We start from the raw sequence: 23,286 nt of genomic DNA, 5'->3' as shown, positions 1-23,286 counted from the left end.
AGCCTTTTGCGGAAAGGAACAGCGGTAATTTACCACAAACTAATGTATTATATTTTTGAAAATCGTTAACTAAAATAAACAAACACCCATCCTTTAATAGTGCATAACTTATAAGGAAGAAACCATAGGAGGGTGCTCAGGAAAGAAATCCATAATTTTTACAAGCTTTTTTACGATAAATAGGCATTTGGCGATGCATGTATGTAAAGTGCCGCATAAGATGTGTATGAGGATATCACTGGTTGAGCTGTGGGATTGGATTATTTAGTCTTTCTATTACTGCTGAAGTAAAAAGGGCCCCTTTTACTTCAGCTTTTTTTGTTGTTTCACTTCATGTATATCTTATGCTATAATGTTTCACGGAAAAGGAGAGATGAGGATGTCACCTGCATTAATGAAGATGTGGATTTCGTTTGTAGCGATGGGGTTCATGATTATATCCGTTTTAACGGTTTATTTTACTAGATTCAAGGTGAAAAACACTATTATCAGAGGCATTTTGAATACGGTTGCTTTTTTATTGATTCTATTTGCCGGTTTAATTATTTTTTATGTTGTATTCAGTGGTCCTGTACCGGAGCAATAATGATGAAGGAAGGAATAATTTATGAAATTAAATAGGTTCTTTCTAGTAGTAGGACTTATGGTGGTAAGCAGCGTCCTTTCAGGTTGTTTATATCCCCAAGATCGTCTAAAGGAAAACCAAGTCCCTTATTTAGACCAACTTGAAGCGGTTCAGTCCTCAGTCGACCAATACCGCGAGGCATCCGGTGGCTTGTTACCAATAAAAGACAGGGACATGGAGACACCAATCTATCAAAAGTATCCAATTGATTTTAATAAACTTTCTCCACGGTACATACAAGAACCTCCTGGAACGGCCTTTGAGAGTGGTGGAGTCTATCTTTATGTGCTTGTGGATGTGGAAGAAGATCCTAAAGTGAAGCTGATTGATCTTCGTGTGGCCGAGCAGATTCGCGACATAAACATTAGAATTGATATGTACAAGCGTTCAAATAACGGATATGCTCCGATCAAAGAAGTAATTAATGATCAGGCATTCAAATTGGATTGGGAAAAACTCGGCTATGAATCGGAGCCTTTTGCAGAGAGTCCAATCTCAGGTAAAAACTTGCCGTTTGTCTTAAATAGCGAAGGACAAGCTCAGTTAGATTATTCTATTGACTTGTACGATTTTCTGCAAGAACATGAACATAATTACAAACCAGGGGATGACATCCGTGACATTATCGTGGAACATTCCGTGTTTGTACCTGCTTTCTCGCTTGCCTACACGGTAGATGAGAACAATGAACCAGTGTTTTTAAATAAAGAATAGAATAGTTGTCATGAACCCTTTTTTAGAGAATACATTCTAAAGAAGGGTTTTTTGTTTTATTTACATGAAACATAATGCCCCCCTAATTCATGATATTAACCATATATAAAAATAAAGAGGGAAACGGGATGAATTTTCTATTAAAGTAGTCATATTTAATTAGGACAACATCATACACATATAGTGTCATAGATTATATCCTTACTAGAAAATGAAAATCCCAAGATAAATGTCGGGAGGGAATCACTTGGAAAAAGTAGATATTTTCAAAGATATCGCTGAACGTACGGGCGGCGATATATATTTAGGGGTCGTAGGAGCTGTTCGTACAGGGAAATCAACATTCATCAAAAGGTTCATGGAGTTAGTGGTTCTGCCGAATATAGGAAACGAGTCAGATAAAGCTCGTGCTCAAGATGAGCTGCCTCAAAGTGCAGCCGGTAAAACGATTATGACAACAGAGCCTAAATTTGTTCCTAACCAGGCAGTAAAGGTTAAAGTAGATGAGGGCCTTGATGTAAATATCCGTCTTGTAGACTGTGTGGGCTATACTGTGCCTGGTGCAAAAGGGTATGAAGATGAAAATGGTCCAAGAATGATCAATACCCCTTGGTATGAAGAGCCGATCCCGTTCCACGAGGCAGCGGAGATTGGTACTAGAAAAGTAATTCAAGAGCATTCCACCATTGGCGTTGTAATTGCAACAGACGGCTCCATAGGAGAAATTCCCCGCAGAGATTATATAGAAGCAGAGGAAAGGGTTGTAGAGGAATTAAAAGAAGTTGGTAAACCATTCATCATGGTAATCAACACCGTACAGCCACATCATCCGGAAACAGAGGCGTTAAAGCGAGAGCTATGTGAAAAATATGATATTCCGGTCATTGCTATGAGTGTGGAAAGCATGAGGGAATCCGATGTCTACAATGTGTTAAGAGAAGCGCTATTTGAGTTCCCGGTACTTGAAGTGAATGTAAACCTTCCGAGCTGGGTGATGGTCCTTAAGGATAACCACTGGTTACGTGAAAGCTACCAAGAGGCTGTAAAAGACACGGTGAAGGATATTAAACGTCTTCGTGACGTGGACCGTGTGGTGGGCCAATTCAGTGAGTATGAATTCATCGACAGGGCCGGCCTTGCTGGAATAGAAATGGGTCAGGGAATCGCGGAAATTGACCTATATGCTCCAGACGATCTATACGATCACATTCTTAAAGAAGTAGTGGGAGTGGAGATTCGAGGGAAAGATCACTTGCTGCAATTAATGCAAGACTTTGCATATGCAAAAGCAGAGTATGATCAAGTTTCAGATGCACTGAAAATGGTGAAACAGACAGGTTACGGTATTGCCTCTCCTGCTCTTACAGATATGAGTCTTGAAGAACCAGAGATTATCCGCCAAGGATCTCGCTTTGGGGTTAGATTAAAAGCGGTGGCGCCATCTATTCACATGATTAAAGTGGATGTGGAAAGTGAATTTGCCCCGATTATCGGAACTGAAAAGCAGAGCGAAGAACTTGTCCGCTACCTGATGCAAGACTTTGAGGATGATCCACTATCTATCTGGAATTCCGATATCTTCGGACGCTCCCTGAGCTCCATTGTTAGAGAAGGAATTCATGCGAAAATATCGTTAATGCCTGAAAACGCTAGATACAAACTAAAAGAAACACTAGAGCGAATCATCAACGAAGGCTCCGGCGGCCTAATCGCGATAATTCTATAAGTCTTCTAGCTGTTGATTGAAGCAAAAGTCGAAGACCCCTGAGGGAGATAGCGCTAGGTGGAGACCCCGCAGGCGCAGCTGAGGAGGCTCCAGCAGCGCCCCTAGGAAAGCGAAGCCGTTTGAGGAAATCAACATCGGAGTTTATAAAAATCTGTCGAAAATGTTTAAGAGCTTCCCAACTGTGGAAATAACACAGATGGGAAGCTCTTTTTGTGTATTAAAACAGAGAAATGCTTGATATAAAGGGATTCTTATGTTAATCTACAAACAGAAAATCTTCTCTTAATTGGCGAAATATTCCTCTAAAAGCACTTTTTTGTGAGAAATTTGTTGAAATCTAGTGTTTAATGGGTTAATATAAGCCTAGTTACAAGATTAAGCGATTCTACTATGTATAGAATCAATCAAAATTGTGAACAAATGTTAGTACGAAAGGCTTTTGCTAGACTAAAATGCTATTTTGGTTTAGAATAGCGATAACTCCTTTGGGAGGAGGTGAATGGCATGAACAAGACAGATTTAATCAATGCAGTTGCTGAAGCTAGTGAACTTTCTAAGAAAGATGCTACTAAAGCAGTTGATGCTGTTTTCGATACAATTCTTGACGCACTTAAAAACGGTGACAAAGTACAATTAATCGGTTTTGGTAACTTTGAAGTACGTGAGCGTGCTGCGCGTAAAGGTCGTAACCCACAAACTGGGGAAGAGATTGAAATCGCTGCAAGCAAAGTACCAGCTTTCAAACCTGGTAAAGCACTTAAGGATGCTGTGAAATAATTGACAGCTACATAGTCAAATGAATGTCATCTTAAAGAGGCGCATAGTTTGCGCCTCTTTATTTTTGCTTTTTTAAAAAAACTTATGCTAGAATCACATTACAGCTATTTTGCGGTAATGTAGGAGGATAAATAAATGACAGAAGTTAATAAGGCTCAAATAGAAGAAGCAGTAAGAATGATTTTAGAAGCAATTGGGGAAGATCCTAATCGCGAAGGGCTACTAGATACACCAAAACGTGTGGCAAAGATGTACACGGAAGTGTTTGCAGGTCTCAATGAAGACCCTAAAGAGCATTTTAAGACAGTGTTCGGGGAAGCGCATGAAGAATTGGTACTTGTTAAAGACATCTCGTTCTTCTCCATGTGTGAACATCACTTAGTTCCTTTCTTCGGAAAAGCCCATGTGGCATACATACCTAAAGGCGGAAAAGTGACTGGCCTCAGTAAACTTGCCCGTGCAGTGGAGGCGGTTGCAAAAAGACCGCAACTCCAAGAAAGAATTACTTCTACCATAGCAGAATCTATTGTAGAATCCCTTGATCCACATGGGGTAATGGTTGTAGTGGAAGCAGAGCACATGTGCATGACGATGCGTGGTGTTAAAAAACCAGGAGCAATGACAATCACATCTGCTGTCCGTGGGGTGCTGGAAAATGATCCTGCAGCAAGAGCGGAAGTTTTATCTTTAATTAAAGGATAACCCATACTGTAAACTAGAAGGAGGATTGTCATGAGTCAATCTAACACGAACGACTTTATTGTGATCAAAGCGAAGGAAGACGGGGTTAGTGTCATTGGACTTACACGAGGAACAGACACTCGTTTCCACCATTCCGAAAAGCTTGACAGAGGAGAAGTGATGATTGCCCAGTTCACAGAGCATACCTCCGCAATCAAGATAAGAGGAAAAGCGCTCATCCAATCTTCTCATGGAGAAATGGAAACAGACTGAGGCAAAAGATTCACTTTCATACTATAAAAGCGATTATATGTCCTGAGTAAGAAAGCAGAAGAATAAATATTTCTCTGCTTTTCTTATTATCTATTCAATAGCGGGTTAAACTAAAGAAAGATAGCCCATTTTAACAATATGCTTCACTAATGTGCTATAATTAACTTTGTCTATTTTAGTTCGACTCTATCGTCTGTAGATCTTTTGTTAAACGGACGACGTCAGTCAAGAAAAGGGAACAAGGGTGGTCTTTAGTGAGTCATATACATATATCCATAATAAAAGAGAAACTACATAATCTGATTACACATCCATATTTAATTAAACATATTGAATACCCTGCCATTGATGAGGATAAATTATTGCTGCTTTATTCTATCTTGGAATCCATTGATATATCTGATGAAAAAAAAGAACAATACATATTATCAACCATGCTTGTCCAGATAGCCCTTGATACCCATGATTTGGTGACAAATGCAAAAGCAGGTCAGCTACAAGACGGCGATGAAAAAAGCCGTCAATTAACTGTTTTAGCAGGGGATTTTTATAGTGGCCTATATTACAGGCTCCTGGCAGATGTTAATGATATTTCCATGATCAAAACACTCGCACATTCCATAAAGCAAATAAATGAACATAAAATCGCCTATTATCATAAAGAGCTTGAAGGAATTGAACCATTAATGGACAGCCTGGGAAAAATCGAGTCTTCTCTTATTCAATCCGTTTCTGGCTTTTTCTCCAACTCGGTTCTGAAAGAATTAAGCGGCAACTTCCTTTTATTAAAGCGCTTAATTCAAGAACGCAAACTTTTCTGTCACGAAAGATCAACGTTCCTGTTTGAAACATTGCGAAGGATCGCCTTCACAAAAGGGGAAAAGGATGTCGCATCCAAAGAACAGGAAACCTACATGTTATACCTTATTGATCGGTATATTGATCATATTAAACAAAAAATAGAACAGTTGACGCATTCCATCCCAGCTATGAACAAACAATTAGAAACAAGAATACAAGAACTTTTTTATGAAATCCCATTTTCATCGAAAAAGTATGCGGAAGAAGGGTAAGCCATGCAACATCCATCTAAAGAAGAGCGTGTTCATAATGTTTTTGAAAAAATATATAAAAACTATGACAAAATGAATTCCGTCATCAGCTTCCAACGTCATGTAGCGTGGCGAAAGGATACGATGAAAAGAATGAATGTGGCAGAGGGCGCCAAAGCATTGGACGTATGCTGCGGAACAGCGGACTGGACGATATCCATGGCAGAAGCAGTCGGCGCAAGTGGGAAAGTGGTTGGCCTGGACTTTAGTGAAAACATGCTTTCTATTGGCAAAGAAAAAGTGAAAAACCTTGGAAAGAGCAATATTGAATTGATCCATGGAAATGCGATGGCACTCCCGTTTGAAGATAATTCTTTTGATTATGTCACGATAGGTTTCGGTTTGCGAAATGTTCCTGACTATTTTCAAGTGCTGAAGGAGATGTACAGGGTGGTCAAACCTGGAGGGAAGGTTGTTTGTCTAGAAACATCACAACCTACTATGCCAGGCTTCCGTCAAGTCTATTTTCTTTATTTTCAATACGTAATGCCGATGCTTGGAAAGGTTTTCGCTAAAAGCTATAATGAATACGCCTGGTTACATGAATCGGCTAAGGACTTTCCGGGAATGAAAGAGCTAAAAGTAATGTATGAAAAAGTAGGTTTCCAACCAGTTGAGGTTAAGGCATATACAGGTGGAGTCGCTGCCATGCATTTAGGAGTTAAACCTAGAAAATAGTTTGTAAAGGTGACCTACATGAAATTAAAGATGATGTATTCCTTTTTAAATAATGATTTACAAATAATTGAAAATGAATTAGAAGCTACCATCCAAACAGAGCGAGCTTTGTTACAAGAGGCGTCGTTACATTTGCTGCAGGCCGGGGGAAAGAGAATTCGACCGGTCTTTGTCCTATTGGCCGCAAAATTAGGAGCTTACGACATCCATAAGGTCAAAAATGTAGCCGTCGCCCTAGAACTCATGCATATGGCATCCCTTGTTCACGACGATGTTATTGATGACGCGGAGTTAAGGCGAGGCAAGTCCACCATAAAAGCAAAGTGGGATAACCGTATCGCGATGTACACGGGCGACTATATATTTGCAAGATCCCTTGAAATGATGACAAAAGTGGAGGACATTGAGGCTCACCGCATCCTTTCCAATACGCTTGTCGAACTCTGTAAAGGGGAGATTGAACAGATCCGGGATAAATATAACTATGATCAGAACTTGCGGACATACTTGCGAAGAATCAAAAGGAAGACCGCAATCCTTATTGCCGTCAGCTGTCAACTAGGTGCCATCACATCCGGAGTCCCAGCATCAGTTCATCAGAGCCTTTATTGGTTTGGTTACTATGTTGGAATGTCCTTCCAAATTACAGATGATATATTAGATTTTACATCCACAGAAGAACAACTCGGGAAACCTGCCGGAAGTGACCTTCTACAGGGGAATATTACGTTGCCTGTTCTATATGCCATGGAATCGCCTGCATTAAACGAAAAAATTCGTACTATTCACGAACACAGTAATTCGGCGGAAATAAAGGAAATCATTGAGTTGATCAAAAGATCGGATGCCATTGACCGTTCCTTTGCACTTAGTGACCGGTATTTGGAGAGGGCTTTCAAGGAGCTTGAGAAACTCCCAAACGGACTTGCCAAACGCACCTTCAACAATGTGGCAAAGTATATTGGAAAACGTAAATATTAAGCCCGATTTCGTGAACTTTGTAAAATATTACGATAATTCTCCATCTTCTGTTGCGAAACTATAAAAACCGTGATATATTTTGGTAGGTTAGGGTTTACCTAACCTTACATAATCGTAATGGGGTGGAGAAATTATTATGGAAAAAACATTTTTAATGGTAAAGCCTGATGGCGTACAACGTAACCTTATCGGTGAAATCGTTTCTCGTTTTGAAAAAAAAGGTTTCCAACTTGTTGGTGCAAAATTAATGCAAATTCCAACTGAATTGGCAGAAGAGCACTACGGTGAACATAAAGAACGTCCTTTCTTTGGAGAGCTAGTAGAATTCATCACTTCTGGTCCGGTATTCGCAATGGTTTGGCAAGGTGAAAATGTAATCGCTACCGCGCGTCACATGATGGGTGCTACAAACCCTAAAGATGCAGCTCCTGGAACTATCCGCGGAGAGTATGGCGTAATCGTAGGCAAGAATATCATTCACGGTTCTGATTCTTCCGAGAGTGCTGAGCGCGAAATCGGTCTTTTCTTCAATGGCGAAGGTCTTGTTGAGTACAAAAGAGACGTAAATAACTGGATCTACTAATTTTTAAGATGAATTGAAAACGCTTTATCTTAAATGCCCTTCTCAGTTTGAGAGGGGTGTTTTTTATGTTTCTTTGATGGTGTGGACGAATTGCGGTGACTGTTTTTTTAGTTGGGAGGGGTAATTTGTAGAACATTTTAGCTAAGGGGTAGATGGTTGTTTGGGAAATGTAGAAGATATGCTGGGAAATGTAGAAGATCGAAGTCCAAACGGTAGAAGGTACTAATTTAAGTGTAGAAGGTGCTTCGGAAAATTTTTTGAAGCTACGTCCCCTCTCCAATCTCAAATCAGCTATACTAAAATTACAGATATAGAGAGAAAGTAGATGAATAGCATGAGGGACGATTACAATCAGTTTATTGAACAAATAAAAAGGAAAACAGGCATTGACCTGGCATTGTATAAAGAAGGGCAGATGAAAAGAAGGCTGACTTCACTCTACGAAAAAAAGGGCCTGAAGAATTTTAATGAATATTACAGACTTCTTGATCAAAATCGGGAAGAACTTTTCGAATTTCTTGATCGAATGACCATAAATGTTTCTGAGTTTTATCGTAATTACAAACGTTGGGAGATTTTAGAGAAAAAGATTCTTCCTGACATGATTAAAGAAAACAAAAGTCCGAAGGTTTGGAGCGCTGCATGTTCGACAGGAGAGGAGCCGTATACACTCTCCATGGTCCTAAGCAATTTCCTGACATTAAAAGATGTGAAAATAAAAGCTACCGATATTGACTCAAACGTCATTGCAAGGGCAAAGCTCGCAACATACCAGGAACGATCGCTGCAAGAAGTCCCTGTTGGAGTAAGAAATAAGTATTTCACCAAGCAAGATAGTTTTTATAAGGTTAAAGATGAAATAAAGAATACGGTGATTTATAAAAGACTAAATCTACTATCGGACCCGTTTGAAACTGGCCACGATTTGATTGTCTGCCGCAACGTCCTTATTTATTTTACCGAGGAAGCAAAAGAGCAGCTTTACCACAAATTCAGTAATGCTTTAAAAAAGGGCGGCATTCTGTTTGTAGGAAGTACCGAACAAATCTTCCAGCCAGCAAAGTACGGTTTTGAAGTAGTCGACACATTTTTTTACAGGAAGGTATAACGTAAGATTGTCTATGTGCTTCTATACGCCCGAACAACAATGGAAAACGTCCAAACTGTCTAATAGAAAAATTTTAAACCACGCAATCTGCCCCCGTTTCCCCCACAACCTGCTTTTTTTTACTAGAACAATCCGCTACACTTGTGTTATAGTATTACATAATTAATTTCACTTACATGCTTAAAAGCTTTAAAGAGATAAAGGAGAGGCTGATGACGATGAGATATTTGACTGCTGGCGAGTCTCATGGACCGCAATTGACAACCATATTGGAAGGTGTCCCAGCTGGGCTGCCACTGACTGTCGAGGACATTAATGATGATCTGGCAAGAAGACAGAAGGGGCATGGCCGTGGCCGAAGAATGCAAATAGAAAAGGATACCGTAGATATTCTAAGTGGAGTTCGTCATGGTCAAACGTTAGGTTCTCCCATAACTTTGGCAGTAACAAATGATGATTGGAAGCATTGGACAAAAATTATGGGGATAGAGCCCCTTTCCCAAGAAGATCAAGAAGAGGTGAAGCGCAAGGTAACAAAACCCCGACCTGGACACGCTGATTTAAACGGTGCGATTAAATACGGTCACCGTGATATGAGAAATGTCCTAGAGCGTTCTTCCGCAAGGGAAACGACAGTAAGGGTAGCAGCAGGTGCTGTTGCAAGAAAATTCCTCGCTGAACTAGGTATAAAGGTTGCAGGACATGTAACGGAAATCGGTGGCGTGAAAGCGGAGCCACAGTCTATTTCAAATCTTGATGACTTAAAAGCGCAAACTGAAGCTTCTCCAGTTCGTTGCTACGATAAAAAAGTAGAGCAACAGATGATGGATGCGATTGACACAGCCAAAGAGAACGGAGATTCTATTGGCGGTATCGTCGAGGTCATTGTCGAGGGCGTACCTGCTGGGGTAGGAAGTTACGTGCATTATGATCGAAAGTTAGATGCAAAGGTTGCAGCATCCATTATGAGCATCAATGCTTTCAAAGGTGTGGAGTTTGGCGTTGGGTTCCAAGCAGCCAGCCTTCCTGGCAGTAAGGTTCATGATGAGATTGCCTGGAGCGAGGAACGCGGCTATTACCGTCTATCCAATAACCTTGGAGGTTTTGAAGGCGGCATGACGACCGGGATGCCGATTGTGGTAAGAGGTGTCATGAAACCAATTCCTACTCTATACAAGCCGCTTCAAAGCGTTGATATTGATACAAAAGAGCCCTTCCAGGCTAGCATTGAACGGTCCGACAGTTGTGCGGTACCAGCGGCAAGCGTGGTGGCGGAAGCAGTGGTCGCATGGGAAATCGCTCAAGCGATCGTAGAACAGTTCGGACAGGACAGAATGGACCTTATTAAGGAAAATGTTCAAAGGATGCGAGAACATGCCGCAAAATTTTAACAGCAAACAGGTTGTCGTTCAGACTGATTCAAAGGAGTATCCTGTATTTTTAGGAAAAGGAGTAATAGAACAACTGCCACGGTTACTTGGATCTTTTGAAAAGAAACCAAGTAAGGTGCTTATTGTGACAGATGATCTAGTTGCTGACCTGTACCTTTCTGAAATAGTCTTAAGTTTAACGCAACGCTTTACCGTCCATTCTTATGTACTTCCTAATGGGGAAGAAGCCAAGTCATTTGAGAATTATTATGCCATTCAGACATTTGCGCTTGAAAATGGATTGGACCGCCATTCTGCCATCATCGCTCTTGGTGGGGGTGTGGTCGGTGACATTGCGGGGTTTGTTGCCTCGACCTTTATGAGGGGAATCAAATTCATTCAAGTTCCTACCACACTCCTTGCCCATGACAGTGCAGTCGGAGGGAAGGTTGCCATCAATCATCCGCTCGGGAAGAATATGATTGGCTCCTTTTATCAGCCCGAAGCGGTTATATATGACGTGGATTTTTTAAAGAGCCTGCCTGATAGTGAAATGCGCTCAGGCTTTGCCGAAGTGGTGAAGCATTCCCTTATCTGGGACGAAGCATTCTATCATTGGATAAAAGAAAACATTAAAAGTCTGGCCGACCTAACAGAAGAGCGGCTGCTTGTATGCTTGGAAAACGGAATTAAAATCAAAGCGGAAGTCGTATCCAATGATGAAAAAGAGACAGGCTTGCGGGCGATCTTGAATTTTGGTCATACATTAGGTCATGCTCTTGAAGCTGCTTATGGATATGGAAAAATAACGCATGGAGACGGGGTAGCGCTTGGGATGCTTTTTGCGACAAGATTAAGTGAAAAGCTGAATGCCAACCTTAATCTAACCGCTGACTTGATAGAATCGTGGAACCGTTACGGTTTTCCAACAAAGATTAGATCATCTGTATCCCCAGAAGAACTGTTAGGTTGGATGAAAAAAGACAAAAAAACACAGAACAGTCATATACATATGGTATTGATACAGTCAGTAGGAAATGTAGAATTGCGTACCGTATCAGATGAACTCATACTAGAAACGTTACAAGAATTTTATTAAAAAAGGGGGAATTCGGTGATTCGTGGTGTAAGAGGCGCAACAACCATACTGGAGAATTCTGAAAAAGAAATCATCTGTAAAACAGAAGAATTATTAACAAACATGATTGAAGCGAACAACATTGTGGCCGAAGATGTCGCGCAAGTTCTTATTTCTGTAACAGCAGATATCACGGCATGTTTCCCGGCCAAAGCGCTCCGAAATCTTGAAGGCTGGGATTATGTCCCTGTCATGTGTACGAAAGAGATTGCTGTACCGAACTCACTGCCTTCCTGTATTAGAATTATGATGACTGTCAACACAGAAGTCGCGCAAAAGAACATTCAGCATATTTACTTGCATGATGCGGTAAGCTTACGACCGGACCTTGCAAAAACTTTATCGGTTGACAATTAGCAATCTTCTATCATATAGTACTTACAAGTAACAAAACAGTTTAGAGATTAGTTTAGAGAGTAACAAGTTGAGGGCTATAGAGCCAAAGAGTAAGACCAAAACCAATATTTTTATTATTGAGCCGAGTTGAGAAGAGAATAGCTGAGAATGAGTCGAGATTAGCTGAGGTTAGAATGTATTCTATAAATCTACCCAAAGACTATCCTCTGTCTTTGGGTTTTTGTTTTTCCTCATTCTGTAACGCCTCGTTACAAACTCATTCTCCATTACGTGAAAATGGAGGAGATCAGATGCAACAGTTTGCAGAATTCCTACATGCAAGCAAACATTATAAAACCATTCCCATTATGGAAAGTTTTTTTGAAGACACGTTAACACCCGTTTCTATCTTTCAGGCTTTACGAAAAGAAGCGGTCTATCTATTAGAAAGTAAAGAGCCCAAATCAGACTGGGCAAGGTATTCTTTTATTGGATTGAATCCATTTTTGAAGATAACAGCTGAGGATACCACCATTTCTTTACGGGAAGAAAAGACCAACCACATCCTCTTTCAATCAAATGAATTGAATGAAGTCATCCAACAAGCTAACAAACTACTGCAAGTAAAGCTCCTGGAAAAAAAGGTAGGATTTACAGGGGGAGCAGTTGGCTATCTAAGTTATGATTTTATCCCGACAATCGAAAAAGTGCCAATGCACCCATCTTACGGAGGAGAACACACAGCAAATCTATTGTATTGCGAGGATATAGTCGTATGTGATCATAAGGAAAATGAATTACATTTTATTCATTATATTCGTTTAGATGGAGAGGAAAATGAAAAAGAACTACAGGATAGATTTAATCAGGCAAAACAATCAATTCTTGAAAAAGTGTCTCTAATAAGAAAACGACAAGAAAGCGACCCTCTTGTGGAAGCAGATAATGAAAAGGCGGAGCTTCCTGTTCAGTCTAATTACACAAAAGAGAGATTCATTGAACATGTAGAAAAGATTAAAAAATATATCCAAACAGGTGACATCTTTCAATGTGTCCTTTCCCAGCGTTTTGAGTTGGAAGCTGACATGGAAGGATTTGATGTTTACCGAGTGCTAAGAAGGCAAAATCCCTCTCCTTACTTGTTTTATCTTAAATATGACGAAATGGAACTGATAGGAAGTTCTCCCGAGAGGTTAATACAAATTCAGGATAAGAAGTTAGAGATTCATCCGATTGCCGGTACGAGAAAAAGAGGAAAAACGGAAGAGGCAGACCAGCAGCTTGCAAAAGACCTAATGCAAGATGAAAAAGAACAGGCCGAACATTATATGCTTGTCGATCTTGCGCGAAACGATTTAGGAAGGGTCGCCAAATATGGATCCGTCCATACGCCGGTCATAAAAGAGCTTGTTTATTTTTCAAGGGTGATGCACCTTATTTCGATTGTGAAGGCAGAACTTGCTCCAAGCTACACACCTGTAGAAGCATTACTTGCAGCTTTTCCTGCTGGAACAGTTTCCGGCGCACCAAAGGTAAGGGCGATGCAGATCCTGCAAGAGCTTGAGCCGACAGTAAGAAACACATACGCAGGAGCTATTTGTTATATCGGTTTTGACGGAAACATTGATTCTTGCATTACCATCCGGACCATTCAAAAACGCGGCAACAGCTTTTATGTGCAGGCAGGTGCTGGTGTCGTGGCAGATTCTGTTCCAGAACTGGAATATAAAGAAACGGTAAATAAAGCCTCAGCATTAATTGAAACAATCCAACAAGCAAATAAATATTTTGCAAAAAAGACGGGAGGGTCTTGCAGCTATGTTTAAAGCCTATTTAACAAAATTAATAGATGGAGCGAACCTTACAGCAGAAGAAGCGGAAAGTGCGATGGATCTAATGATGAAAGGGGAAGTCACCTCCAGTCAGATTGCAAGTTTCATCTCTATCCTCAGATTCCGCGGGGAGAGCTTTGATGAGATGTTGGGTTTCACAAAAGCGATGCGAGGCCACATGAAGCCAATATCTTATACGCACCCTCATTTAATAGACACATGCGGTACAGGAGGAGATGGCGCCTCTACCTTCAATATTTCTACAGCTTCTGCAATTGTGGCGGCAAGCGGCGGGGCAAAAGTAGCCAAACATGGAAATCGGGCAGTTTCTTCTTCCAGTGGTAGTGCGGATGTGTTGGAACAGTTGCAACTTCCTGTCCAACAAACATTAGAAGAAGCGACGGAAAACCTTCAAGTAAACGGAATGAGCTTTCTATTTGCCCCTATCTATCACGAGGCAATGAAGCATGCGGTCGCTCCTAGAAAGGAAATCGGTTTCCGGACTATCTTTAATCTGCTTGGTCCTTTAGCCAATCCTGTTCGTTGTAAAAAACAAGTAATCGGGGTGTTTTCGGCCGATTATGCATATAAGATGGCAGAAGTGTTAAATGAGCTCGGCTCCGAACATGTATTGATTGTAGCTGGGGAAGATGGGTTAGATGAAATTACGATTACTGCAAGCACGCATGTGGTGGAAGTGAAAAACGGAAAAATATCCTCTTATACGATAGCTCCAGAGGATTTTGGGTTTGAACGAGGCCGACTGGAAGACATTCAGGTATGTAACAGTTTGCAGAGTGCCCATCTTATCAAACAGATTTTTCAAAACAAAAGCAATGAAAATGCACGAAATATCGTTTGTTTGAATGCTGGTGCGGCTCTGTATGTATCAGGAATTACCGATACGATCCATAAGGGTGTAGAGCTTGCCCTCCAATTAATTGAGGAAAATAAACCGTACGAACTATTACAGCAACTAAAGAAGGCAGGGGTGACGGAACATGTTAACTAATATTGTCGAGACGAAAAAGGTGGAAGTAAAAAATTTAACGCTTCCTTCCCAGAAACAGGTACAGCGTTACTCCTTTTACGAGGCACTTGCCAATCCCAAGCGTCATATAGGCGTGATAGCAGAAATGAAAAAGGCTTCCCCATCAAAGGGGATCTTAAAAGAAAGCTTTGCTCCTATCGATATTGGAGCGGAATATGAAAAAGTTGGAGTGGATGCGATATCCGTCCTCACAGATCAGACCTATTTTAAAGGTTCAAAACACGATTTGATGATGGTAAAGGAAACAACAAGCCTTCCTGTACTGAGAAAAGATTTTATTATAGATCCGATTCAAGTTGAGGAAAGTGCCCGTATTGGAGCAGATGCGATTTTGTTGATAGCGGAAATTCTTACCGATAAAAAACTGGCAGCATTATATAAACAAGCAACAGATTTAGGCTTAGATGTACTGGTGGAAGTGCACAGCCTGGATAGGTTGTCACAACTCCTGCAAACAATCACTCCAAAGATCATTGGAGTCAATAATAGAAATCTAGCAACCTTTGAAACAGATATTCAAACGACCAAGGAACTCTCAGCTCACATACCAAGCTCTTCCTTGCTTGTGAGTGAAAGCGGCATACTGACTGCAGAGGACCTGCGCCAAGTAAAAGAGTTTGGTGCAAAAGCCGTGCTGGTTGGGGAAGCGTTCATGAAAGACCAAACCCCAGGGATCGGAGTAAGAAGATTATTTGGAGAGCTTGAACGTGTTTAAAACGAAGGTGAAATTCTGTGGCAACAAAAGCTTGGAAGATTATGAGGCATCTGTAAAGACCGACGCAGATTATCTAGGCTTCGTTTTTGCGAGGAGTAAGCGCCAGGTAACACCCGATCAGGTGGCACAATGGGTAGCGCTTGTTCATCCTCGGAACAAGCGGCTTGTAGGAATCTTTGTCAATCAAAGTAAAGAGTTCATCCTTCATGCTATCCGCACTGTTCCGCTCGATGTCGTTCAGTGTCACGGAGATGAGGACCTGACTTTTATAAAAGACTTGAAGGCAGAGAGTGATGTGGATATCTGGAAAGTAATCCACCATGAAGATGAATCTACTGTAGATAAATTAAAACCTTTCCTTGGAACGATAGATGGTTTTGTGGTAGATAAGAAGGTCGGCAATCAGTACGGTGGGACGGGAACAAGCTTCAATTGGGGGCATATCCCGCTTTATGACAAGGTTTCGTGTGAAAATGATATTCCATATTTGATTGCTGGCGGGATAAATGTAGAGACCTTACAAGAGTTGTTACCCTTTTCTCCACAAGGAATCGATCTATCAAGTGGAATAGAAGAGAATTTTGCTAAAAGTGAAGAAAAAATGAATCTGATAGAAAGAATGGTGAGGGAACATGACAAACGTACAAACACCAGATAGCTTCGGTAGATTTGGAGAGTTCGGGGGCAAGTATGTGCCTGAAACATTGATGCTGCCGTTGGAAGAATTAGAACAAGGCTTACAAGAGGCATTGAAAGATCCAAACTTTCTAGAAGACTATCATTATTATTTGAAGGAGTATTCCGGCAGACCGACAGCGTTGACATACGCTGAAAAACTTTCAAGTCGTATTGGTGGAGCGAAGATTTACTTAAAGAGAGAAGATCTGAATCATACTGGCGCACATAAAATAAATAACGCCATTGGCCAGGCATTACTTGCTAAGCGCTTGGGCAAAAAGAAGATTATCGCAGAAACAGGGGCAGGACAACATGGAGTAGCAGCCGCAACGGTTGCTGCCAAGTTTGGACTGGAGTGCAAGGTGTTCATGGGGGAAGAGGACATTGAGCGGCAAGCGCTAAACGTTTTTCGTATGAAATTACTGGGAGCAGAAGTAATACCTGCTACAAGCGGCAATAAAACGCTAAAAGATGCCACCAATGAAGCTATTCGCTACTGGGTGCAGCATTGTGAAGACCATTTTTATATGATTGGCTCGGTTGTTGGTCCCCATCCGTATCCATATATGGTAAGGGAATTTCAACGAGTGATCGGGGAAGAATCAAAGAGACAGTTCCAAGAAAGAGAAGGCGGTTTGCCAGACAAAATCGTAGCCTGTGTAGGAGGAGGCTCCAATGCAATTGGAATGTTTGCGCCATTTGTGGACGATGCAGTAAAACTTATCGGTGTGGAAGCTGCAGGAAAAGGTATCGATACACCCCTTCATGCTGCTACCTTAACGAAAGGGACAAAAGGAGTCATTCATGGATCGCTGACTTATCTTATTCAAGATGAGCACGGCCAGATCATTGAACCATATTCCATTTCAGCAGGCCTTGATTACCCAGGTATCGGCCCTGAGCATGCCTATTTGAAAGACAGCAACAGAGTGGAGTACCAAAGTGTGACGGATGAGGAAGCATTGGAGGCCCTTCATATACTTGCAAAGGAAGAAGGCATCATCCCGGCAATCGAGTCTGCACACGCTCTGGCAACTGCGTATAAAGAAGCGGCAAAGATGCCAAGTGATCAAACGGTCCTTGTTTGTTTATCGGGGCGGGGCGACAAAGACGTGCATACATTAATGAATAGAATGGAGGGGACAGTAGAATGACAACGTACCTAGAGAGATTACCAAAACATGACAAGCTGTTTATTCCATTTATCATGTCTGGAGACCCTACACCGGAATTGACGATAAAGCTGGCCCTCCTTTTAGAAGAAGCGGGCGCATCCGTGCTAGAGCTTGGAGTCCCGTACTCCGATCCGTTAGCCGATGGACCTGTCATACAACGTGCTTCTAAGCGGGCTTTGGCTCATAAAACAACCATAACGAGCACCATGGAGCTTGCAGGAGAAATGAGAAGAAGAGGACTGAAAATTCCGATCATACTCTTTACGTATTTCAATCCTGTGTTACAATTAGGAGAAGAATCCTTTTTCGCTTTAGCGAAGCAAAATCAGGTTGATGGGCTCCTTATTCCTGACCTTCCGTACGAAGAGAGTGGGCGCATACGAGAGAAATGCAGCGAACATGCTATTACGTATATATCGCTTGTTGCCCCAACTTCTAAAGATCGGATGAATACGATCACGGAACACGCCCAAGGATTTCTATATTGTATCTCATCCCTTGGCGTGACAGGAGTGCGTAAGGAATTTTCGGAGGAGTTATACGCTTTTCTTGATGAAGTGAAAAAGAAAAGCAACGTTCCGACTGCAGTAGGATTCGGAATTTCAGAGAGTGAACACATACAAACCTTAAAACCATATTGTGATGGCTTTGTGGTGGGGAGTGCACTCATAAAAATGATTGAACAAAAAGAAAAGCAATTTAAAGTTGATGAAGAAAAAACATTGCATGAATTAAAAGAACAAATAGAGGAGCTTATTTCTCCACTTTTAGCAGAAAGGTGATTGTTGAAGATGGATATTAAAGAACAACTGCTTAACTTAACCCCATATCAACCTGGTAAAACAATGGAAGAAGTGAAGAGGGAATTAGGGTTAGACAAAATAGTGAAACTCGCTTCCAACGAGAATCCTTATGGCTGCTCTCCGGCTGTACAAGAGGCATTGATAGCACAGCTTAGCAAGTCCGCAACATACCCTGATGGTTATGCAAGAGACTTGCGAGAAGTACTTGCAGTTCAAACTGGTGTAGGAGAAAAAGAGCTTATTTTCGGAAATGGTTCTGATGAGGTCATTCAAATTGTTTGCCGAGCACTATTAAAACCTGGGAAAAATACTGTTATGCCAACTCCTTCATTCCCACAATACAAGCACAACGCCATTATAGAAGGGGCAGAAGTTCGAGAAATTCCATTAAAAGATGGTTATCACCAGCTTGACGAAATGCTTAACTCCATTGATGAGAATACAGCGATCGTTTGGTTATGCAGTCCGAATAACCCTACAGGAACGTATATCAAGGAAGAGTTGCTTCTAGAATTTATTAAGAAAGTCCCTAGCAGCACTTTAGTTGTTGTGGATGAAGCATACAAGGAGTATGTCACATCAGAGGACTATCCTGTAACGGTGAATCTGTTAAAAGACTACCCAAACCTTATGATTACCCGTACATTCTCGAAAGCTTACGGCCTTGCAAGTTTTCGAATCGGATATGGAATTGCGAATGAAAAGCTTATTCGTCTCATCGAACCGGCAAGGGAACCTTTTAACACGAACTCCCTGGCTCAAGTCGCTGCAAAGGCTGCAGTAGGAGACCAATCTTTTATTAAAGATTGTGTATCAAAAAATAAAGAAGGTTTAGAGCAATATTACGCATTCTGCGATGAAATGAAGCTTGCTTATTATCCTTCTGAAGGGAACTTCATCTTAATAGACTTTCAGACTGACTCCGATGTATTGTTTCAATACTTAATGAAAAAAGGGTATATTGTCCGCTCAGGAAAAGCTTTAGGTTATCCGACTTGTTTACGTATTACAGTCGGAACAAAAGATCAAAACGCAGAAATCATCTCTTACTTGAAAGAATATAAAATGAAGCAAGCTATTTGATAGAGAGGAGATATCCTCTCTATTTACATATATAAAGACATCAGGCGGTGAAGTGTAGTGAACGGGAAAGTGTTGGTGATCGGACTAGGGCTGATCGGAGGGTCCATAGCCCTTGCGATAAAAAAAGAACATCCAAATGCCTATATAATGGGATACGATATTCATGTACAACAGGCAAAATTAGCAAAGTCGTTAAAAGTTATCGACGATTTTTGTGAAAACTATGATGCAGAAGCAAGGGATGCAGATTTTATTGTCATTTCTGTACCTGTCATGCAGGCAAATGAAGTGTTAAAACATTTAAGCGGGATTACATTTTCGAAACCACAAGTTGTGATTACCGATGTAGGAAGTACGAAAAATAGCATTACAACTTTAGCCGCTACCCTTTTCCCCCAGGATAATGTTACATTCATAGGGGGACATCCCATGGCAGGTTCCCATAAAAGCGGGGTGATTGCTGCCAAAAGCCACCTTTTTGAAAATGCTTTTTATGTACTTACTCCATTCAAAGAGGATGCAAATCCTAAAGAAGTGGCCTTAACCAAAATGTGGCTTGCCGGAACAAAGGCGAACTTTATCACCATGTCTGCTAAAGAACATGATCTGGTTGCCGGAGTCATCAGTCATTTTCCTCATGTGGTCGCAGCAGGTCTTGTTCATCAGGCGGAGGACATGCAGTCTACTAATCCGTTTGTCTCAAGACTCGCAGCTGGCGGATTTAGGGATATCACAAGGATCGCCTCAAGTAACCCAACCATGTGGAAAGACATTTTAATACATAATAAAGCCACTATCTTAACACTTTTAGATCAATGGATGGAGCAAATGGAAGTGGTGAGGGATCATTTGTCACAGGATAACGAAGCTTTTTTGCTAGAGTATTTTAGCAAGGCTAAGGAATTCCGTGACGGCCTGCCCGTAAAGTCCAAGGGAGCCATTCCCTCATTTTACGATTTATATGTAGATGTGCCTGACTATCCTGGTATCATTTCTGAAATTACCGGTATACTTGCACAAGAAAACATAAGCATTACCAATATCCGAATCATGGAAACAAGAGAAGAAATTTATGGAGTGCTGAGACTAAGCTTCCAATCTGAAGAAGATCGCCAATCTGCTGAAGATTGCCTACGCAAACACACCATGTATGAAACCTATATTGTCTAGTTAGGAGAGAGTGAAAATGAAAAAACTTACAGGTACCGCAAGTGGATTAAAAGGAACCATTCAAATCCCTGGAGATAAATCTATTTCCCATCGTTCTGTCATGTTTGGGTCTATGGCGAAAGGCAAAACGACAGTGGAGAATTTCCTCCCAGGTGATGACTGCCTAAGTACAATCAGTTGTTTCTCCAAGCTTGGAGTGAAGATAGAACAGAATGGCTCCAATGTGACGGTATATGGAAACGGATTGAAGGGACTTCGAGAGTCATCAGAAATATTGGATGTCGGGAATTCCGGAACAACAGCGCGACTGATGATGGGGATCCTCTCCGGTTTGCCAATACACTCTGTCTTGATAGGGGACGAGTCTATCGCCAAACGACCAATGAAACGGGTGACGGTTCCATTACGTGATATGGGGGCAAGAATACAAGGGAACCAAGATGGCAATTTCACGCCGATCTCTATTCAAGGAGGCGGCTTACGTGGTCTTGATTACGTGTCACCTGTCGCAAGCGCCCAAGTGAAGTCTGCCATTCTGTTGGCGGGTTTGCAGGCTGAAGGAGTAACCTCTGTTAGTGAACCGTTTAAATCCAGGGATCATACAGAAAGAATGCTTCGTGCGTTTGGTGTGGAAGTAAAAGAAGAGGAAGGCGGAAAGGTAAGCTTGGTTGGTGGGCAGAAGCTGGTGTCCGATCTGCATATTGTTGTTCCTGGAGATATTTCTTCTGCAGCGTTTTTCCTGGTGGCTGGTGCGATTGTGCCCGGTAGTAGAATCACACTGGAGAGGGTAGGGTTGAATCCTACTCGTACTGGGATTTTAGAGGTGTTGAAAAATATGGGGGCAAGTCTTTCCTACTCTAATGTGATAGAGGATGGACCGGAACCTTATGCCGATATTACCGTTGAGTCTTCTGATCTTAAAGGTGTTGAAATTGGCGGAGATATCATCCCACGGCTGATTGATGAAGTGCCTATCATCGCTTTGATGGCTACCCAGGCTGAAGGAACAACGGTAATCAAGGATGCAGAAGAGCTGAAGGTGAAGGAAACTAACCGCATTGATACGGTTGTTAATGAGCTGAAAAAGCTTGGGGCAGACATTGAGGCAACAGAGGACGGAATGATTATCAAGGGAAAAATAAGGTTGCATGGCTGCACGCTTGATAGCTACGGGGATCACCGTATCGGTATGATGGGGGCCGTTGCGAGTCTCATTGCAGAAGGCGAGACAGTTCTTCAAAATGATAAGGCAATCAATGTTTCTTACCCGAGCTTCTTTGAGCATATGGAGAGTTTGAGAAGAGGTTGAATTTTAGTTGAGTGGGTCCATCCATTGGGATGGGCCACTTTTAGTTTGTTGTACTTAGTAGCTTTGAACATTGAGGGTCGTTGGTTGGCTAAGAGGGGGTATATCACTAGTTTTCCGAAGGATGGGGGACTCGTTTAGCCTGTGAAATTTCATTTTCGCCCGTAAATTTAGATTATCGCCCGATTAGTCTTAAAAATCGCCCGTAAAATGAAATTATCGCCTGATGATGCTGAAAATCGCCCGTAAATTCGAAATATCGCCCGATTATGAGGTTGGATACCACTAGGGGGTATGCAACATTGATTAATAGTTCTTACTCCCGACCTTCAACTAGCAAACCTAACTTTTTCCATGCCCTAAAACATCGCATCCAAAGCATATTCTCCCATCCAGAAGCATAGCTTGTTTTAAGAACATTACAAGAGGGGGATGCTATGGAATATATAATAGAAGCTGCCAATGTAGTTAAAAACAAATCAACACTCCTCCATACCAATCTGCTAGTGAAAGATAGCAAAATCCATTACATGAAAGAAAGCTCTTTTGCTAATTCAAGATCCATGAGAATGGATATCTCCTCTTATGTGCTGACACCCGGACATGTTATGCTGGTTGATAACCTTGAACAAATGCCGTTTCCGCAGTTTAAACAGTTCATCACCGAGAACTATTTGAAAAAAGGCTGTACAACCCTTCTTTCTCTTATTACCGTTCAACGTGAAAAAGAATTATTGCAAACATTGAAGAGAGCGAGAACTTTCTTATTAAATAGTCCGATTGATTATTATTTTGCGGTAAGAATTCCCTTCCATAAACTCACACCTTCTTTTGTGAGACAATGCAGGCGTTATAAGATTTCTGCTATCTTTTTGCAGATGGATGATACAACTGAACTCTCCTCCGTCCCATGGGGGTGGATAAAAGATGCCTTGTATCAATTTCCGGTAACATTTCTGCCGTGCTGGCAAAACATTTCTCCATCCAAAAAAAACAAGAAGAAAAAAGAGTGGAAACTAATCATGAAAGAAGAAAAATTAACACATGCCACCGAGTGTCCAGAACAAGGGAGTCCTCTTGATTTGGATCTATTAATGAAAATTGGTATCTACCCGTCTAAAGGAGATTTGAGGGTCGGTGGAGAATTAGACTATAATCTCTATTTGTCACCAGAAGGCCATATTATTGAAACTATTGAAAATCTGGATTATGATAGTCATATTCCAGAAGTTACAGTTCAAAAAGGAACGGTTATCAAAGCGGGAGACGAGGTTTTATTTCGTCCAGGCTTTGGAGAAGAATGTACAGTAACCATTCCAGGCCATTTCTTACTCTCTGAAAAGATTTGAAGAAGATGTGATTTCGGATTTT

At 41.3% G+C, this 23,286-nt stretch carries 24 protein-coding genes; all 24 read left to right on the top strand.

Translation table 11 applies throughout. The features are described 5' to 3' along the window. Nucleotides 1-379 precede the first annotated feature (379 nt). Nucleotides 380-586, top strand: coding sequence for a DUF2768 domain-containing protein (locus tag B4U37_RS12885; protein WP_010193639.1), 207 nt, complete (start codon nucleotides 380-382; stop codon nucleotides 584-586). Between the two features lie 21 nt (nucleotides 587-607). After that, nucleotides 608-1,339, top strand: a complete 732-nt coding sequence (locus tag B4U37_RS12880) for a hypothetical protein (RefSeq protein WP_088018554.1) — start codon at nucleotides 608-610, stop codon at nucleotides 1,337-1,339. 247 nt (nucleotides 1,340-1,586) lie between these two features. Next, nucleotides 1,587-3,065: a stage IV sporulation protein A gene (spoIVA, locus tag B4U37_RS12875; protein WP_010193642.1), complete on the top strand. Its 1,479-nt coding sequence runs from the start codon at nucleotides 1,587-1,589 to the stop codon at nucleotides 3,063-3,065. A gap of 504 nt (nucleotides 3,066-3,569) precedes the next feature. Then, the gene (hbs, locus tag B4U37_RS12870; RefSeq protein ID WP_010193643.1) at nucleotides 3,570-3,842 is read left to right on the top strand and encodes a non-specific DNA-binding protein Hbs; all 273 of its coding nucleotides are present in this window, start codon (nucleotides 3,570-3,572) and stop codon (nucleotides 3,840-3,842) included. A 135-nt stretch (nucleotides 3,843-3,977) separates the two neighbouring features. Next, entirely contained in the window at nucleotides 3,978-4,544 is a 567-nt protein-coding gene (gene folE, locus B4U37_RS12865; protein WP_088018553.1) for a GTP cyclohydrolase I FolE, read from the top strand. 30 nt (nucleotides 4,545-4,574) lie between these two features. Continuing rightward, nucleotides 4,575-4,796, top strand: coding sequence for a trp RNA-binding attenuation protein MtrB (gene mtrB, locus B4U37_RS12860; RefSeq protein ID WP_010193648.1), 222 nt, complete (start codon nucleotides 4,575-4,577; stop codon nucleotides 4,794-4,796). A 254-nt stretch (nucleotides 4,797-5,050) separates the two neighbouring features. Next, nucleotides 5,051-5,869 carry a heptaprenyl diphosphate synthase component 1 gene (locus B4U37_RS12855; protein ID WP_157663781.1) on the top strand — a complete coding sequence of 273 codons (819 nt, stop codon included), beginning with the start codon at nucleotides 5,051-5,053 and terminating at the stop codon, nucleotides 5,867-5,869. A 3-nt stretch (nucleotides 5,870-5,872) separates the two neighbouring features. Continuing rightward, entirely contained in the window at nucleotides 5,873-6,586 is a 714-nt protein-coding gene (locus B4U37_RS12850) for a demethylmenaquinone methyltransferase (protein WP_088018551.1), read from the top strand. Nucleotides 6,587-6,604: 18 nt separating this feature from the next. Next, nucleotides 6,605-7,567, top strand: a complete 963-nt coding sequence (hepT, locus tag B4U37_RS12845; RefSeq protein ID WP_088018550.1) for a heptaprenyl diphosphate synthase component II — start codon at nucleotides 6,605-6,607, stop codon at nucleotides 7,565-7,567. A 136-nt stretch (nucleotides 7,568-7,703) separates the two neighbouring features. Further along, nucleotides 7,704-8,150 carry a nucleoside-diphosphate kinase gene (gene ndk / locus B4U37_RS12840; RefSeq protein WP_088018549.1) on the top strand — a complete coding sequence of 149 codons (447 nt, stop codon included), beginning with the start codon at nucleotides 7,704-7,706 and terminating at the stop codon, nucleotides 8,148-8,150. Between the two features lie 325 nt (nucleotides 8,151-8,475). After that, nucleotides 8,476-9,258, top strand: coding sequence for a CheR family methyltransferase (locus B4U37_RS12835; protein WP_088018548.1), 783 nt, complete (start codon nucleotides 8,476-8,478; stop codon nucleotides 9,256-9,258). Between the two features lie 218 nt (nucleotides 9,259-9,476). After that, nucleotides 9,477-10,649: a chorismate synthase gene (gene aroC, locus B4U37_RS12830; RefSeq protein WP_010193655.1), complete on the top strand. Its 1,173-nt coding sequence runs from the start codon at nucleotides 9,477-9,479 to the stop codon at nucleotides 10,647-10,649. Then, a complete protein-coding gene (gene aroB / locus B4U37_RS12825; RefSeq protein ID WP_088018547.1) occupies nucleotides 10,633-11,727 on the top strand; it encodes a 3-dehydroquinate synthase in 1,095 nt (364 codons plus the stop codon). Before aroC ends, aroB begins: the two co-directional genes overlap by 17 nt. Before the next feature lie 15 nt (nucleotides 11,728-11,742). Then, nucleotides 11,743-12,123: a chorismate mutase gene (gene aroH, locus B4U37_RS12820; RefSeq protein ID WP_088018546.1), complete on the top strand. Its 381-nt coding sequence runs from the start codon at nucleotides 11,743-11,745 to the stop codon at nucleotides 12,121-12,123. 290 nt (nucleotides 12,124-12,413) lie between these two features. Beyond that, nucleotides 12,414-13,928 carry an anthranilate synthase component I gene (gene trpE / locus B4U37_RS12815; RefSeq protein WP_088018545.1) on the top strand — a complete coding sequence of 505 codons (1,515 nt, stop codon included), beginning with the start codon at nucleotides 12,414-12,416 and terminating at the stop codon, nucleotides 13,926-13,928. Next, a complete protein-coding gene (trpD, locus tag B4U37_RS12810) occupies nucleotides 13,921-14,946 on the top strand; it encodes an anthranilate phosphoribosyltransferase (RefSeq protein ID WP_088018544.1) in 1,026 nt (341 codons plus the stop codon). The genes trpE and trpD overlap by 8 nt, the downstream gene beginning before the upstream one ends. Then, nucleotides 14,936-15,700, top strand: coding sequence for an indole-3-glycerol phosphate synthase TrpC (gene trpC / locus B4U37_RS12805; protein WP_010193664.1), 765 nt, complete (start codon nucleotides 14,936-14,938; stop codon nucleotides 15,698-15,700). The genes trpD and trpC overlap by 11 nt, the downstream gene beginning before the upstream one ends. Continuing rightward, nucleotides 15,693-16,358 carry a phosphoribosylanthranilate isomerase gene (locus B4U37_RS12800; protein ID WP_157663780.1) on the top strand — a complete coding sequence of 222 codons (666 nt, stop codon included), beginning with the start codon at nucleotides 15,693-15,695 and terminating at the stop codon, nucleotides 16,356-16,358. The genes trpC and B4U37_RS12800 overlap by 8 nt, the downstream gene beginning before the upstream one ends. After that, nucleotides 16,333-17,532 carry a tryptophan synthase subunit beta gene (trpB, locus tag B4U37_RS12795; RefSeq protein WP_088018542.1) on the top strand — a complete coding sequence of 400 codons (1,200 nt, stop codon included), beginning with the start codon at nucleotides 16,333-16,335 and terminating at the stop codon, nucleotides 17,530-17,532. The genes B4U37_RS12800 and trpB overlap by 26 nt, the downstream gene beginning before the upstream one ends. Further along, nucleotides 17,529-18,335, top strand: a complete 807-nt coding sequence (gene trpA / locus B4U37_RS12790) for a tryptophan synthase subunit alpha (protein ID WP_088018541.1) — start codon at nucleotides 17,529-17,531, stop codon at nucleotides 18,333-18,335. Before trpB ends, trpA begins: the two co-directional genes overlap by 4 nt. Before the next feature lie 9 nt (nucleotides 18,336-18,344). Further along, nucleotides 18,345-19,439 carry a histidinol-phosphate transaminase gene (hisC, locus tag B4U37_RS12785; RefSeq protein ID WP_088018540.1) on the top strand — a complete coding sequence of 365 codons (1,095 nt, stop codon included), beginning with the start codon at nucleotides 18,345-18,347 and terminating at the stop codon, nucleotides 19,437-19,439. A 57-nt stretch (nucleotides 19,440-19,496) separates the two neighbouring features. Then, nucleotides 19,497-20,609, top strand: a complete 1,113-nt coding sequence (locus B4U37_RS12780) for a prephenate dehydrogenase (RefSeq protein WP_010193671.1) — start codon at nucleotides 19,497-19,499, stop codon at nucleotides 20,607-20,609. 10 nt (nucleotides 20,610-20,619) lie between these two features. Next, nucleotides 20,620-21,918 carry a 3-phosphoshikimate 1-carboxyvinyltransferase gene (aroA, locus tag B4U37_RS12775; RefSeq protein ID WP_029326375.1) on the top strand — a complete coding sequence of 433 codons (1,299 nt, stop codon included), beginning with the start codon at nucleotides 20,620-20,622 and terminating at the stop codon, nucleotides 21,916-21,918. Between the two features lie 434 nt (nucleotides 21,919-22,352). Beyond that, on the top strand, nucleotides 22,353-23,264 hold the full coding sequence (locus B4U37_RS12770) for a hypothetical protein (RefSeq protein WP_088018539.1): 912 nt from the start codon (nucleotides 22,353-22,355) through the stop codon (nucleotides 23,262-23,264). The last annotated feature ends 22 nt before the right edge of the window (nucleotides 23,265-23,286 follow it).

Origin of the sequence: Sutcliffiella horikoshii, assembly GCF_002157855.1 — a bacterium.
In the GTDB taxonomy this organism is placed as follows: Bacteria; Bacillota; Bacilli; order Bacillales; family Bacillaceae_I; genus Sutcliffiella_A; species Sutcliffiella_A horikoshii_C.
This window is presented reverse-complemented; position numbering and strand designations above follow the sequence as displayed.